8 protein-coding genes are annotated in these 14,553 nt (G+C 62.1%); 4 read left to right on the top strand and 4 right to left on the bottom strand.

The window, feature by feature from the left end:
• Positions 1-53 precede the first annotated feature (53 nt).
• Together pssA and PspCFBP13509_RS29185 are read left to right on the top strand one after the other, a co-directional pair.
• Positions 54-1,397 carry a CDP-diacylglycerol--serine O-phosphatidyltransferase gene (gene pssA, locus PspCFBP13509_RS29190; protein ID WP_074846587.1) on the top strand — a complete coding sequence of 448 codons (1,344 nt, stop codon included), beginning with the start codon at positions 54-56 and terminating at the stop codon, positions 1,395-1,397.
• A 359-nt stretch (positions 1,398-1,756) separates the two neighbouring features.
• On the top strand, positions 1,757-5,155 hold the full coding sequence (locus PspCFBP13509_RS29185; RefSeq protein ID WP_137213051.1) for a hypothetical protein: 3,399 nt from the start codon (positions 1,757-1,759) through the stop codon (positions 5,153-5,155).
• A gap of 36 nt (positions 5,156-5,191) precedes the next feature.
• Here PspCFBP13509_RS29185 and efeO (PspCFBP13509_RS29180) read toward each other — a convergent pair whose 3' ends face one another.
• Genes efeO (PspCFBP13509_RS29180) through efeU form a run of 4 tightly spaced genes read right to left on the bottom strand, consistent with a single transcriptional unit; the run spans position 5,192 to position 9,413 of the window.
• Positions 5,192-6,010, bottom strand: a complete 819-nt coding sequence (gene efeO / locus PspCFBP13509_RS29180; protein WP_027607887.1) for an iron uptake system protein EfeO — start codon at positions 6,008-6,010, stop codon at positions 5,192-5,194.
• A 25-nt stretch (positions 6,011-6,035) separates the two neighbouring features.
• Entirely contained in the window at positions 6,036-7,340 is a 1,305-nt protein-coding gene (gene efeB / locus PspCFBP13509_RS29175) for an iron uptake transporter deferrochelatase/peroxidase subunit (protein WP_027607886.1), read from the bottom strand.
• A 14-nt stretch (positions 7,341-7,354) separates the two neighbouring features.
• On the bottom strand, positions 7,355-8,557 hold the full coding sequence (efeO, locus tag PspCFBP13509_RS29170; RefSeq protein ID WP_137213050.1) for an iron uptake system protein EfeO: 1,203 nt from the start codon (positions 8,555-8,557) through the stop codon (positions 7,355-7,357).
• A gap of 10 nt (positions 8,558-8,567) precedes the next feature.
• A complete protein-coding gene (efeU, locus tag PspCFBP13509_RS29165; protein ID WP_027607884.1) occupies positions 8,568-9,413 on the bottom strand; it encodes an iron uptake transporter permease EfeU in 846 nt (281 codons plus the stop codon).
• Positions 9,414-9,581: 168 nt separating this feature from the next.
• Here efeU and PspCFBP13509_RS29160 point away from each other — a divergent pair, with 168 nt between their 5' ends.
• Both PspCFBP13509_RS29160 and PspCFBP13509_RS29155 read left to right on the top strand, forming a co-directional pair.
• Entirely contained in the window at positions 9,582-10,598 is a 1,017-nt protein-coding gene (locus tag PspCFBP13509_RS29160; RefSeq protein ID WP_065927739.1) for an AraC family transcriptional regulator, read from the top strand.
• 93 nt (positions 10,599-10,691) lie between these two features.
• On the top strand, positions 10,692-14,528 hold the full coding sequence (locus PspCFBP13509_RS29155) for a hypothetical protein (protein WP_137213049.1): 3,837 nt from the start codon (positions 10,692-10,694) through the stop codon (positions 14,526-14,528).
• Positions 14,529-14,553: the final 25 nt, after the last annotated feature.

Here is a 14,553-nt window from a genome sequence, read left to right as displayed (position 1 = left end):
ACCCCCATGGTGTAAGCTCGGGGCCTCTTCGGATTCGACCCATTGCGAGCCTTATGCCGTCGTTCTTCAAACGCTCCCTGTTGCCCAAACTGCGCGGTTTTCCCCTGACTCCCGACGCCATTGACGTGCTGTCCGGCGCTGACGCTTTCCGTCGCTGCCTGCTGGAGAACATCGCCACGGCCACCCGCCGCATCTACATCGTCGCGTTGTACCTGCAGCAGGACGAGGCAGGGCAGGAGATCTACGACGCCCTGCACGCCGCCAAGGCCGCACGGCCGGAACTGGACATCGTGGTGGTAGTCGACTGGCTGCGCGCCCAGCGCGGGCTGATCGGCGCCGGCAAGCAACCGGGCAACAGCGCCTGGTACCAGGCCATGACGCAGCGCCATGCCAGTGAAGTGCCGGTGTACGGCGTACCGGTGCAAACCCGCGAGCTGTTCGGTGTGCTGCACCTCAAGGGCTTTGTGATCGATGACAGCGTGTTGTACAGCGGTGCCAGCCTGAACAACGTGTACCTGCACAAGTTCGATAAATACCGCTTCGACCGTTACCACCTGATCCACAGCCAGCCCCTGGCGGATTCCATGCAGCACTTGGTGGAACACGGCCTGGTGACCTCCAAGGCCGTGCACCGCCTCGACCTGCCCAACCCGCCGACCACCCGCAGCCTGCGCAACGACATCGGCGACCTGCGCAGCCGTCTCAAGCACGCGGCCTACGACACCACGGCAGGGCAGTTGCCCAACGGCCACCTGTCTGTCAGCCCGTTGCTCGGCGTGGGCAAGAACAACCCGTTGAACCGCGTGATCCTCGAGCTGATCGCCAGCGCCCAGCACCAACTGACCATCTGTACGCCGTACTTCAACCTGCCGCTGCCGGTGACCCGGGAGATCAACCGCGCCCTGGCGCGTGGGGTGAAGGTCGACATCATCGTCGGCGACAAGACCGCCAACGATTTCTACATCCCGCCCAGCGAACCCTTCAAGGTGATCTCGGCACTGCCGTACCTGTATGAAATCAGCCTGCGCCGCTTTGCCAAGCGTCATCAACCGGTGATCGACAGCGGCCAGTTGAACCTGCACCTGTGGCGCGACGGCGACAACACCTACCACCTCAAGGGCATGTGGGTCGATCAGCGCTACACCTTGCTCACCGGCAACAACCTCAACCCACGGGCGTTTCGTCTCGACCTGGAAAACGCCTTGCTCGTCGATGACCCCCAAGGCCAGTGGCTGGAGCCGCGACGCACGGAACTGGCGCAGATCTTCCAGCACACCACGCGGATCGAGCGTTACCAGGACTTGCAAACCCTGGTGGATTATCCGCAGGCGGTGGGCAAGTTCCTGCGTCGCGTCAGCCGGGTGAGGATTGAGCGATTGCTGTACCGAATCCTTTAAGCCGCCTTGTGAAATCATCAGCAATGCAATCGTAGAGGGTATCGGACAGTTCCTATATCCAGCCTGGGATAAGCGTCTTTACAGTGCCTCTCACCGTTCACGGATGGACGGATCCATTCTTAATGGACTCATCCGAGAGAGCGATGACTATGTTGATGCTACTGCCTCACAGCCGCCCATCCGTTCCGGAGTTTCCCACCCCACCCAGCGCAGTGCCTGCTGCGCCTGATCCCATACCGACTCAACCACCCGCCCTGCGCAGGCGGCGATCCACTGCCGATGCAACGCCGGCCGCGGCTGGCCCGTGGACGCGACTGCCTCCCCGGGATCAGGCCCGCACTGCCGCCGCCGACACTCAGTTGGCTGAGCGCGTTGCCGCCGCTGAAAGCAGCGGCTACACGATGGTCGAGGTGCCGCCGGACAGCAGTCCGGGCATGGCAACGCGCTTGTACCAACACCTGCTGAACCGACCAGCGTTGCAACAGTGGATTGCCGAGCAGCGCCTTGAACCTGCGACCCTGACCTTTCACCGCGATCATATCGAGGGTTATGCCAACCATAATGGTGTACGCAGCACCGTCAGATTCAGCCTGACCGATAACTCCGGCTGGAACGAAGTTTCCCGCACCCTGAGGCCGATTCGAGAACTGCTGGACCCCTCGGACCAGGGGCTGCCTTTTATCGGGTCAGACGACGCATTGTGGCTGCCGCGCCAAGGGCTCGGCCAGATCACTGCCGGCAACCTTGAGCAGACCTGGCAAGTGATCAGCGAACTGGAGGAGCGCCTTGCCCTGGCCGATCGCCTTGAAGCAGAACTTGAAGAACTGCCGGACACTGCGCGTACGGACTGGTCGGATCATGAGACCGAGCTTTCACCGGCATCGTCATTGCCCCGGCATAGCCAGGCTGCGGTGGAGCGTTTGCAGCGGTTTGTCACGTGCCCGCAAATGGTTCGCCTGCTGGAGCAGGAGGGCTTTGCCTGGGCCGGTGCGCCATTCAGGGTGTCTGAAGGCAGGCTTGAGCGCCTGAGTCCGGTAGGCGGTTGGGTGAATCTGACCCGCTATGTGGAAGCCGTACCGGAACTGAACGATGAGCTCGAGGCACTGGCGGCGCTCAGCGTGCCCTTGGGCAACGCCCTGTACTCGACGCCACGCTACGACATGCGCCAGCTCCTGGATTTCAAGGGCTTGGGCTCGGCGCGTACCGTGAGTGAAACGCGCAACCTGGTTGCCTGGTTGCGCACTGCCTTGCCAACGCCGCCGCCATTGGGGGACTACGGCGCGTTGTTGCCCCGGGACTGGAAGCCGGGCACCTTGACCGCAGACGATCAAAAGCACATGGGCACCATGGCCGACATCCGCCTGCGCGGTCCCCTGGCTCGTGGGTTCAGCGCATTGTCCGGGGTCACATTGCAGGCGTTGCAGGCCGACCCGCAGGCTCACCTGGACAGGCTGCTGGACAGCCCGGATGCCTTGGCGTTCGGCGAGCAAATGGCTGGCGCGCTGCGCTGGCAGGTGGGCCAGGGCGCTAACTCGACGCTGCCCAGGACGCTGCTCCAGCAACTGGTAACCGCCGCGATCAAGCTGCACGTCGATCCCTCGATGTCCGACAAGCCCGGGGAAGTGGCTGGCTATTCGATCTACCAGCCAACGAACATGGGGCGCTCGTTCAGTCAGGTACGCCGTGATATCGAGCGCCACCTTCAGCACAACAAAGGCCTGGAACCCAAGCTGGCGGTGTTGGCTGCCCAGGTGTGCCTGGCGCAGGCGGCGCCGGAAATGCTCGTGCGCGACGTGCCCGAGTCCGTGAGTATCGGCACGCCGGCCTGGATGGAGCTGCGCCTGGGCTGCGCATTGGCCGATCACAATGCGCCAGGGACGTCGAGGATGATGAATGAACAGCAGGTCACCGACTTGACCACCCTGGAACCCGTCAGTGACGCGCAGGCGACGCTGATGCAACTCAATGCCTTGAAAGTCATCGCTGATTGGGGGGTGTTGAACGGCTGTATCAGGCAGCGCAGTGACGGTGAATACTCGTCGGGGGATATCCAGGAGGCTGCGCGGGTATTTTTCCGCCAGCGCGAAGACGTCGCCACCGCCTTCACGGCTGCGAGCAGTGAACTGCCGACGCGCAAGGCGCTGGCGATCAAGGAATTGCTGCGCGTGCTTCCTGGTATCACCCAGGCCGAACTGGAAGGCATGACCGTGCATGTGGCCAGTGCAGAGGATCGTCGCAACCTGCCGATCTCGGAACCGCGCACCCGCTCGTTGGTGGAGACCTATATGACCGGCGACCTGGCACCGGGCAAATGGGTGCTCAGTGACGACATGCCTGCTTTCCCGGCGGCGGCGAAAACGCCTTACCAGCACGCGCGCCCCCCCCAGGTAACCGAGGCGGCGCGGGCCAGGCTCGATACACGTATTCGCCGTCTGCCCGAGATGGATAAGTTGCTGGAAAACTCGGTGCTCCAGCACCGGAAAAAGCTCCAGGACGCGTACGCCACCAAGCTTAAGCTGATGTTTGCCGAGTTGCCTCTGGAGGATCGCAAGTTGCTTGAACTGGGCAAGGTCGAACTTTTCACCTTGCGCCGGGAAACCGGGGAGATCCAGGCCAAGGAGACCGACGCACTCAAAGACGCCAGCAGGGCGCGCCACGGCACCCTGATGCGCGTTGAGCATGGACCCACGGTCGTGCATTTCGAGGTGTTCGCCAACGGCAAGATCATCAAGCGTACGGATCTAACCGACGCGATGGAGCTCGACGGCGTCATTCACCACGAGGGTTTTCCATCACCCCACGGCCTGGTGTATTTACCGGTGGTGCGCGGCGCGCAGATGAACCTTGATTTGGACGCCTATGCCAACGGCTCCCATCCTGATCCCAACCCAGCGTTCCAGGCGGTGATCGTGTCGGCGTTGGGCGGCGCATTTGCTGCGCGAGAATTACCTCTCAGCCATACGCCGGAATCGTTCGTCCCGGACACCTACAGTTCGCGAAAAACAGCGAGCATCGTCAACAGGATCGCCCAGGACAACTTTTACGAGCCCACCGAAAGCATGTTGCAACGCGCAAGCGAGTCACTGCCGCTGGAGAAGCATCGTGAGGCGCGGGCACGCGATCATGCCTTTCTATTGGGGTTCGTGCCGTTCGTGGGGGCGTATCAGGAGTTCAAACAAGGCAATATCAGCGCAGGTCTGACCAACCTGGCACTGGATGTAGTCGGCGTGGCCATTGGTGCGGGTAGCCAGGCCCGGGCGCTGATCCGCTCTGCCAGGGCCCTGGTGCCCAGCCGCCTGACCCAGCTTGTTACACGACTCAAGCCATCGGCGATTGCAGTGCCCCAGGTGAAAGCTGGAGCGAGTTTCAGCGATCGAGCATTTGACTTCATCAAGCAGTCCGGTTTGTTTACCAGTGCGGCGCTGAACCCGCTGGATGGTTACCCGCAGATGATCAATGCCGCGACCAAGGGACTGGTAAAACTGCCGGCGTTGCTGGCGGGTGGGGCAATGAAGTGGGGCAAGTCGGTCCCACACCTGGTGACCGCCGAGGAGAAATTGCGTGCGTATCTGCTGGTTGCAGCCGGGCAGGCGAGCGGCGCGGAGGCGCCCGTGGTGACACCGACAGCGGGCAAGGCGGGGCGTTATCGGGAGGTCGACATGCACGCCACGCCATACAACGGCCGCTGGTATGCGATTGACCCGCGCAGCGGCGCGCCTTTCGGCACGCCACTGAACGGCTTCCAGCCAACCCGTTGAGCCGACGACCTCCCGCGCCAGGCGCGGGAGGTCGTATCAGTTCAGGCCCAGCTTGCCGCGCAGGGTCGACAGGTCTTCGGCCAGGGTGTTGACCGGGCCCACCAGCGCCTTGCGGTCGTTTTCCTTGACCTTGTCATAGGTCTGGAAGCCGCCGTCCTTGGTCTTGTACTTGGCCAGGATCTTGTCCACGCTGGCGAAGTTCTTGTCGACCTTGGCCAGGAAAGCCTTGTCCTGTTTCTCGATCTGGCCACGGAACAGGTCGACGATTTTCTTCGCACCGTCGATGTTGCCCTGGAAGTCATACAGGTCGGTGTGGCTGTAGCGGTCTTCTTCACCGGAGATCTTGGTGGCGGCAACTTCTTCCAGCAACGCAGCGGCCCCGCCGACGACTTTCTCCGGCGGGAAGGTCAGGCCGTCGACACGGGTTTTCAGGTCGTTGACGTCAGTGTTGAGCTTGGCCGTCAGGGCTTCCAGGCCTTTGGTGGTGTTCTGGGAGAACAGCGCGTACTCGATGCGGTGGAAACCGGTGAAGTCTTCGGCGGTCACGCCTTTTTCGTGGTCATCGACCCGGGAGTCAATCGATGCATCCAGGTCGCTGAACAGCTCGGCGATCGGCTCGATGGACTCATAGTGCACACGGGTCGGCGCGTAGAGCTTCTTGGCGGTGGCCAGGTCGCCTTGGTTGATGGCGTCGGTGAACGCCTGGGTCTGGGTGACCAGTTCGCCGATTTCTTCGGTGACGTAGATCTTGTAGTCCGACACCGGGCCTACCAGGTCCAACGGCGCGGTAGCGGCAAACGCTGCCAGCGGCGAAAGGGTCATTAACAACGACAACGCGATAGTCGACTTCTTCATGGGACGTGTTCCGCTCTGGTTTGTTTTAGGTGTGGGCAGTGGTTTGAAAAGGCGTTGCAGCGAGCAGCGTGCGCCCGATGAAATCCTTGGGCCCCGTGACCCCCGGCAAGGTGAAGAAATACCCGCCGCCGACCGGCTTGAGGTATTCCTCCAAGGGTTCGCCGTTGAGCCGGGTTTGCACGCTGATAAAGCCTTTCTCCAGGTCAGCCTGGTAGCAGATGAACAACAGCCCCATGTCCAGCTGACCGTTTTTATTGACGCCGTTGGAGTAGTTGAACGGCCGACGCAGGATCAGGTTGGCCTGGGTCTGCGGGGTGCGCGGGTTGGCCAGGCGGATATGGGCATCGAGCTTGGTCAGCTTGCCTTCCGGGTCCTTGCTGTAGTCGGGCACCTGGGATTCTTTCTGGCCATCCATGGGCGCGCCGCTGGTCTTCACACGGCCGATGATGCTTTCCTGCTCTTGCAGCGGCGTGCGGTCCCAGCGTTCGACGAAGTTGCGGATGATGCGCACCGCCTGATAGCTGCCATGGGCCGCCCAGCTCGGTTCGTCGCTGCCGGGTTGGACCCACACAATTTGGTCCATGGCCTTGTTGTCGTTGGAGTTGGGGTTGGCCGAGCCGTCGCGGAAACCCAGGAAGTTGCGCGCGCTTTGTGCCGGTTCGCCGGGCTTGGCCGGTGCCTGGGGCGGCACGCTGCCTTCCTGCTTCCAGCGCACCAGCAGCAGGTCGGGCAGGTTTTTCACGATGTCGCGCAGGGCGTGGATATTGGTGTCCGGGGTGTTGGAGCTGAATTGCAGGCTCAGGTCGCCGTGGCACTGCGCCGGTTCCAGCGCATCGTTGGGGAAGCCCACCATGCGGATCAGGCGCTTGGGTTTGACGGCGGCCAGGCCGAAGCGCTCATCGAACAACGATGCGCCGACGGACACGGTGATGGTCAGGTTATCCGGCGTGACCACCGGGCCGAGGATGCCGGAATCGGTGGGCGGCAGCTTCGGGTCGACCTGGGGTACGGTGCCGCCGGTCATCAGGAAGCCGATGCGCTCGTTCAAGGTGCGGAACAGGCGCTCCAGGTCTTCGCGGTCGCTGGCCAGGACATCGAACGCCACGAGCATGCCGCAGGCCGGGCGTGGGGTGACGATGCCGCTCTGGTGCTGGCCGAAAAAATCGTGGTGGTCCTGGGTCTTGTCGCTGCGCGGTGCGGTGGTGACTTGCTCGGCGGCGGCCGCCATGGCCGGGCAGGTCAGGGTGCTGCCGGCGATGGCGGCACCGGTGGCGGCCATGCCCAGGAGGACACGGCGACGTTGTGCTGAAAACTGTTCTGAATCACTCATGTGTGCGGTCGTCTTCACTGCAGGCCGGAAAGGCCAAGGGCGGGGTCGATTCCATCGAGTGCGGCGGCCAGAGCCTTGGCCTTGTCGGCGATCTGCTTGCGCTGATCGGCGGTAACGCTGTCATACGTGGCGTAGCCTTTGTCGAGCTTGAAGCCCTGGAGCTCGGCATCGAAGGCGGCGAGGGCGCTGTCGACTGTCGGCAGCAGGTCGGCGGCGGACTTGGTCAGCAGCGGACGCATCAGTTCGACCACCTTGTGCGCGGCCTCCAGGTTGGCGGCGAAACCATTCAGGTCGACATGGCTGTAGCGCTCTTCTTCACCGCTGATGGCGCGTACATCCGCCAGGCTGTTGAGGTTGCGCACCACGATGCTCACCAGTTGTTCCGGCGGCAGCGACTGCGCCAGCAACTGCTGTTTGAGGCGGGTGACATCGGAGACCAGGCGCTGCGCAATCGGCCCCAGGCCATCAAGGCTGCGTTGCTGGAACAGGCTGTATTCGAGGCGATGGAAGCCGCTGAAGGCCGGGTCTTGCTCACGTTTTTCAAAGTAATCGGCCCGGGCGTTGATGGCGTTGTCCAGCTCGGCCAGGCGCTGCGAGGCCGGGGCCAGACGTTGGTAAGCCTCACGGGCCGGCACGTACAGCGCTTGCGCCTGGGCCAGGTCACCGGCGTCGATCGCCTGTTGCAGGGCGGTCACGGCCTTGACCAGGGCACTGCCCTGGCTGCTCAGGTACACGCGAAACTCCGACAGCGGGCCGATAAACGCCACCATCGACGGCTTGGCCTTGGCCTGGGCGTCGGATTCTGCGGTTGGCGTCACATGCAGGGTGCCGCGCGGGTTGCTCAGCAGGCCGCACGTGATCGCATAGTCGCCTGGCAGCAGGTTGGCGTTGATCACCTGGCTCAGGCCGGGGGCGATGTTTTCGCGCTCTTCGACCACCAGCACGCCGTCGAGGATTTCCCACTCCACCGCCCGGTCAGAGCGGTTGATGATGCGAAAGCTCGCACGGCCGGCCGGCACCGTCAGTGCATTGGGCTCGCAGGCATGGCCATGGATGGTCACGGCGATTTCATCGTGGTTGGTCTGGCGCTTGCTGGCCGCCAGCTGCGAGGCGTAATAGAACAGGCCACCGGCGGCGATCATCACGACCACCGAGCCGGCTACCGCCCAGCGCAGGGCGCGGGGGGGCGAAGCGGGTTGAGGCGTTGGGTTGGACAAGAGACGGTCCTTACTGGCTGGAAACGGAAGAAGGGCTGGCGGCAGGCTTGGGCGGTGCCGCGGGCAGGAAAAACATCACCAGCGCCACCACCAGATACATCAGATAGGCGCCCAGGGTGCTGACGGTCGGCGCTTCCTGGTAGCCGAACATGCCGGCCAGTACCGAACCGAGCGGGCTGTCCATCGGCAGCTCGGCGCTGAAATCGAACAGCACGGTCTGCCAGTGGTTCCACACGCCCGCTTCATGCAGGGCTTGCACCGAATTGGCGAGGATGCCGGCGGCGACCACGAGGATGAACAGGCCGGTCCAGCGGAAAAACGCACCGAGGTTCAGGCGCATGCTGCCGGTGTAGATCAGGAAGCCGACGATGATCGCCAGGACCAGGCCGAGCAGGGCGCCAATCGGTGCGCCTGGGCCTTCGCTCTGTTGGAACACAGCCAGCAGGAAGAACACGGTTTCCAGGCCTTCACGAGCGACGGCAAAGAACACCATGAGGATCAGCGCCGTGACCTGGTGTTTGGAACCGGTCAACGCCTGGTCAAGGGAGGCGTGCAGCGAATGCTTGATGGAGCGCGCGACCTTGCGCATCCAGAACACCATGGAGCTGAGGATGCCCACGGCGACCAGGCCGACGATGCCCTCGAACAATTCCTGCTGCTTCTGCGGAAACTCGGCACTGACCAGTTCCAGGCCACCGCCCACCAGCAAGGCCAGGGCCGCGGCGAGGAACACGCCGATCCATACGGCGGGCATCCACTGGCCGCGGCCGGTTTGTTGCAGGTAACTGGCGATGATGCCGACGATCAGCGCCGCTTCAATGCCTTCGCGCAGCATGATTAAAAAGGGAACGAGCATCGGGCACCGCAGCTTAAGTAGGTAGGAAGCTAAGTTGTAACATAATGATACTCATTGCTAAACAGGAAAACTTGACGTTTGCTGAACAATGGCTGAACGGTGGTGGCGTATCGCAACCCACCTTATGATGCACGGCATCTCGAATGCCGCCGGATTGCCCAACCTCCCATGTCGGAAAAAGACACCATCTCCATCCATCTCGTGCGCGAAGCTTTGTTGCAGAGCTGCGCACCGGGGCCGGCCACCGTCGAAGCCTTGAGCAAGGTCGGGATCGATCCGGCATTGCTGGAACAGCCCGTGGCCCGCGTTCCGGCCACCGCCTACGCCCGTTTGTGGCGTCTGCTGGCCAGGCGCATGGACGATGAGTTCTTCGGCATGGACCCGCGCAAGCTCAAGTCCGGTAGCCTCGAGTTCCTTTGTCGCGCCGCCATTGCACAGCCCAGCCTGGCAGCGGGCCTGCAAACCGGCCTGGGGTTCCTCTCGCTGATGCTGGAACACTTGCCAGCCCAGCTGGTGCGCCAACAGAGCCTGGCGGAAATTGTGTTGCAAGAACCCGAGCCAGCGCCCAAGCGCGCATTCACCTATTTCACCTACTGGATGATCGTGCACGGCGTCGCCTGCTGGCTGGCAGGCCGGCGCATCCCGATCCTGGCCATCGAACTGCGCTGCCCGCAGCCGGACTTTTGCGATGACTACCAGGTGATGTTTTCCGACAACCTGCGTTTTGATCGGCCACGCACGCGGATGATCTTCTCCGCCGACTGCCTCGACCTGCCGATCAAGCGCAGCCCGGAAGAACTCAAGCGCTTCCTCGGCCATGCGCCGGCCAACATCCTGGTCAAATACCGCAACCCCGACAGCCTGGCTACACGCATCAAGCACGACCTGCGGCAAATGCCTCCCGACACCTGGCCTGAGACCGAGGGCCTTGCGGCCACGCTGTGTATCTCCGCTTCCACGCTGCGCCGCCGCCTGGCGGAAGAAGGGCAGAGCTACCAGGGGCTCAAGGACAGCGTGCGCAAGGAGTTGGCGATTGTGTGGCTGGCCGAACCGCAGATCAGCTTTGCCGAGATCGCGGCGCGGTTGGGGTTTGCCGATACCAGTTCGTTTTATAAGGCGTTTCGCAAGTGGGTGGGGTCCAATCCTGGGCATTACCGCAGTTTGATCCTGGGGGAACCTCGTTGAGTCGCGCACAGGCTGCTGGCGGCCAGGACTTTTCCGATCCCATCCATTCGGGGCAGGGTAGACACTCTTCAATCGTGAAAGCGAGTTCTCCTGATGTCCAAGGTCGTTGCTACGCCTGAACCCGTTGCAGTGGGTTTTCCATCCACGGCCACCGGGATTCAGCCAGATCGTTCCCCAGAGGTCATCCGTCCGGAGCCTTTGCTGCGCCCTTCGACGCTGGTTCATCACATCCCCGGCCAATTGCAGGGCATCAGCGATTTTTCGCAAGCCCTGCTCGACACGGCGATACTGGAAGCCAGAAATAAGGAACGCTGGATCGCTGCCTTGGAGCGCCACGTGCAGGGCAAGGCGGATCAGGACACTATCGACCTCGCCGAGATCCGCTTTTCAAGCGTCACGAGATCCACGCTGGCGACCGATGTACAGCGTGGGCGCAAGGCCCTGGCCGCTTTGGCAAATCGTCCAGGCATGCAGGCGGCCTGGGAAAAATATGGAATCGACAGCCAGACCGCCCATCTACGCATCTTCGATGGACGCTTGGAGGTATTGGACAGTGCAGGGCGCTGGATCGATTTGAGCGAGCCTGTATCCGCCCGGCCAGGCTTGAAGAAACGCTTCGACACGCTGTTGGACATGGCGCAAACCACCGGACATATCCTCCATTCCACGGGCGAAGTCGATGCATTGCAGATGCTGCGCGTGACGCTACCCAACGCCGACGGGCAGGATGTCCCGCGTTCGGCCAAGGTCATTCGCAACCTGATTGGCTGGCAGCGCCATCCGCTTCCCTCCAGCCCGCCGATGGGCAACTATACCGGGCCCTGGCTGGCGCTGGACTCGCCGCTGAAACTGAGCCAGCAAGACCGCCAAACGCTGGTTGGGTCCTTTGAACGCTTCGTCGGCCCGAAGTGGCTGGATAAACAGCAGCCTCTTTCCGGTGATGTCGATGCGCACATCCTTGGGCGGTTACGCAGCCAGAAGAATCTCAATGTGTACCGCCAGCACCGTTTGCTGGAAGGGCTGAACGCTCCCCACGATGGTTTGCGCAAACAGCAGCTCAATCAGTTGCAGGTCACCGCCCATCTGTTGCGTATTGATCCGCACCTGGGGCAGCAGAGAAATCACGTGGCGGGGTATGACCTGTACTCGCTGCAAAATGCCGGGCTCAAGATGGCCGATGCCCGCAAAGACCTGCACATGCACCTGGTGCAGAACAAAGGCGTGAGTCCGGACGCCGTGGAGGTTGTCAGCCATCTATTCCTGGCGACTGTCGCGCCGGAGTTTCTGGTGCGGGATATCCCCGACACCGTGCATATCGGTTCTCCCGCCTGGCTGGTGTTGAGGAAAACCGTTGCCCTGCTTGAAGCCCTCGCGCCAGGATCGAGTCGGACCCTGACCTATGCTCAAGTGCTGGAGCGCGCGGCTCTCCAGCCTCCAACACCCACACTGGTGCCGTTGTTCCAGGCGGCCGAGGCAGATCCGTTGCTGGATTGGGGCGTGCTCAATGGCGTGATCGCGGGCCGTGCCGATGACCGTTACACCGTGGAAGATCTGCGCAAGAGCGCGGGCAAATACAAGGACTATATCCAGACCACGCAAAAGGCCACTGCGGTCCTGCAGACCCCTCCCGTGACGCGCAGAGCCTTGGCCCAGGCGGACCTCAAGGCGGTGTTCCCAGGGCGAGACTTGGATAAGCCCGTGCAGAGAGATACCTATCCGATGCCTTTTTTCATGGCTGATCCCTCCCATGAATTGAGCTTGATCGACCTGCATATGATGGGGGCGTTGAAGAACGGTGAGTATGCGCAAAAAGTGGCCAACGGTCCCTTTGGCGGGACTACGGCAGAAACGGGCGGAGAGCTCGCCGACCTGCAGGCGGGTTTTAATCGGCTTCGGTTTACCAAAGACATGCTCGACCGTTCGGTAAAGTCGGGGGGCGACACGTTCACCTCAGCCATCACCACACGTCTCAAGGAACTGTTCAGCAAAATGCCCTATCAGGACCGACAGCTGCTTGAGCGAGAAGAACTGACGTTTTACCGGGTCGAGGGCGAGTCCATCACCGCCGAAGGAAAGGCCATCAGCGATGCGGCGGAACAAACGGAGCGGGTAAAGGGGCGCTATGGTTTTATCGTCCAGGCGGGACAGGGTGACAATGCGAAATGTTTTGAGTTTTGGCCCTTGAGGGGCGAGTACTTCGAGCGTCCCGATTTCCTCAAGGCACTGGCCCGAGGCGAAGCGCAGGTGCCCCGTGTGTGGGTGACGAAACTGCAATCCCACGCGGACGGCCATGGGGCCGGGGAGTCCGAGGTACAGATACGCGCCTTGCGCGAAACCCTGCCGGCCGGCAGCGGGCGCGGATCATTGGCAGACGGCGGATACTTTTCGCAGAAAACCAGGGATTTTGCCGCCTATGTACGGCGCCATGACCTGGTGCTCAATCGCCAGGAACTCCTGGACTCCGCCATGGGCACGACGCCGCGTGAGCGTTTCGAGGCGCGCACGCAGGAAGCGGTCAAGACCATTGAAGACCTGCTTATTCCGTTCAAGGGATGCTACGACGACATCGCCTCCGGGCGCGTGAAGACCGAGCTGGGCGCGCTCACCGGCTGTGCGCTCGACGCTGTGATGATCGGCTCCGTGGTCGCTGGCGAGGTTGTGGAAGGGGCGCAGGCTGTCAGTCGGGCAGAGACTGCCTTGTCCAAGATGTCGGCGGCCACCAGAGCGTTTGGTGCGCTGAGCAATAACCTGTTCAACCCTGTTGCGGGTTTGGAGCAGCCGTTACAGGCAGGCTACGAATGGTTGAGCAGCCGCCCTGTTTTTCGTCTTGGCAGGCCGCTGGGGGAGCTCCGTGCGACCTGGAAGACCGCGATGAAGGAGCAACTGGGCGCGCCGCCTTTTGCCACCGAGCGTCCCCGGAAAATGCGCAGGCCTTCCGTTGACGGTGAGCAACCACGTCCTCACGACCCGGCTCAACTGCCCACTCTGGAGACCGCCGGGACGCCCGCCGCGACACCCCTCCTTGAGCAAAGCCGTCAAGCCATTGAACGAGCACTGCCCATCGCCCGGGAGCGACTCAATGGTGCCTTGAGTGCGTTGTCCGATCCTGAGTTCGAGAAAGACCTCAAATTCGTGTGCAAAACCTTCTTCGGCGCGGATTCCGAGGACGTCGTGGCTGCCTTTACGCGCAAGCAGCGCACCATGAAAGTGGATTTGGACAAGCTGGATCTTTCCAACATCAACTTCCTCGAAAACGAAGGCTCGGAGTGGCAGGCCCAGCTCCTGCCGTCGTCCTATAGCCGTTACAAAGCAGGCTATCGCCAGGAAAAATACATAGAGGTTAATGTGAACGGCGCCACGGACTATTACCGCAGCATGGGGAGTAGCGACGATGCCATGGCCAACACACTGATCCATGAGCAGGCCCATGGTTTCCCCGGTGATGAGGATTATGTCTATTCCGGCGCGATCAAAGGCGGACGCGAGGACATTGCAGACTTGCTCAACCTGGGCAACACCACGGACCCCAAGCACTTTCGCCACTTGGGGGACGAGGTGCAGGAGGCGACCTTGAGCTTGTTCGCCAAGGCGCCCCAGGCGCATAACGCCGATTCGACCCTGTTCGGCATTGCGTTGCTGGACCAGGCTAAAAACAACCGGCCGTTGTACAAGGAAAATGTGAAAGCGATTCAACAGGCGCTGGACAAGGCCAAGGCCACAGGTGGTGTAATTACCGAACAATTGCCCGTCAGGATTATTCGCAAGCGTGCAGTCAGCAGCGCTCCTTTACCGCGCTTTGTGCTGGTGCGCCATGATCAGACCGGCAAAATCGTCCAGGTGCTGGAGCGGCTCCCCCGGCCGGGCGGGCACGGGCCTCACGCTCCACGGTCTGTCAGCGATGTCGTTCAAGAGGTGTTCAAGTGGCACTGAAGCGCATGTTTGAATGCACTGGGGA

The organism is Pseudomonas sp. CFBP13509, from assembly GCF_005233485.1.
Classification (GTDB): Bacteria; Pseudomonadota; Gammaproteobacteria; order Pseudomonadales; family Pseudomonadaceae; genus Aquipseudomonas; species Aquipseudomonas marginalis.
The sequence above is the reverse complement of the archived record's forward strand: the minus strand, read 5'-3'. Positions and strand labels throughout refer to the sequence as shown.

Bases quoted from the DNA above. Each gene is read 5' to 3' on its own strand.
- pssA (WP_074846587.1), top strand. From the start codon at position 54: ATGCCGTCGTTCTTCAAACGCTCCCTGTTGCCCAAACTGCGCGGTTTT.
- efeO (WP_027607887.1), bottom strand. From the start codon at position 6,010: ATGAAGAAGTCGACTATCGCGTTGTCGTTGTTAATGACCCTTTCGCCG.
- efeB (WP_027607886.1), bottom strand. From the start codon at position 7,340: ATGAGTGATTCAGAACAGTTTTCAGCACAACGTCGCCGTGTCCTCCTG.
- efeU (WP_027607884.1), bottom strand. From the start codon at position 9,413: ATGCTCGTTCCCTTTTTAATCATGCTGCGCGAAGGCATTGAAGCGGCG.
- PspCFBP13509_RS29160 (WP_065927739.1), top strand. From the start codon at position 9,582: ATGTCGGAAAAAGACACCATCTCCATCCATCTCGTGCGCGAAGCTTTG.
- PspCFBP13509_RS29155 (WP_137213049.1), top strand. From the start codon at position 10,692: ATGTCCAAGGTCGTTGCTACGCCTGAACCCGTTGCAGTGGGTTTTCCA.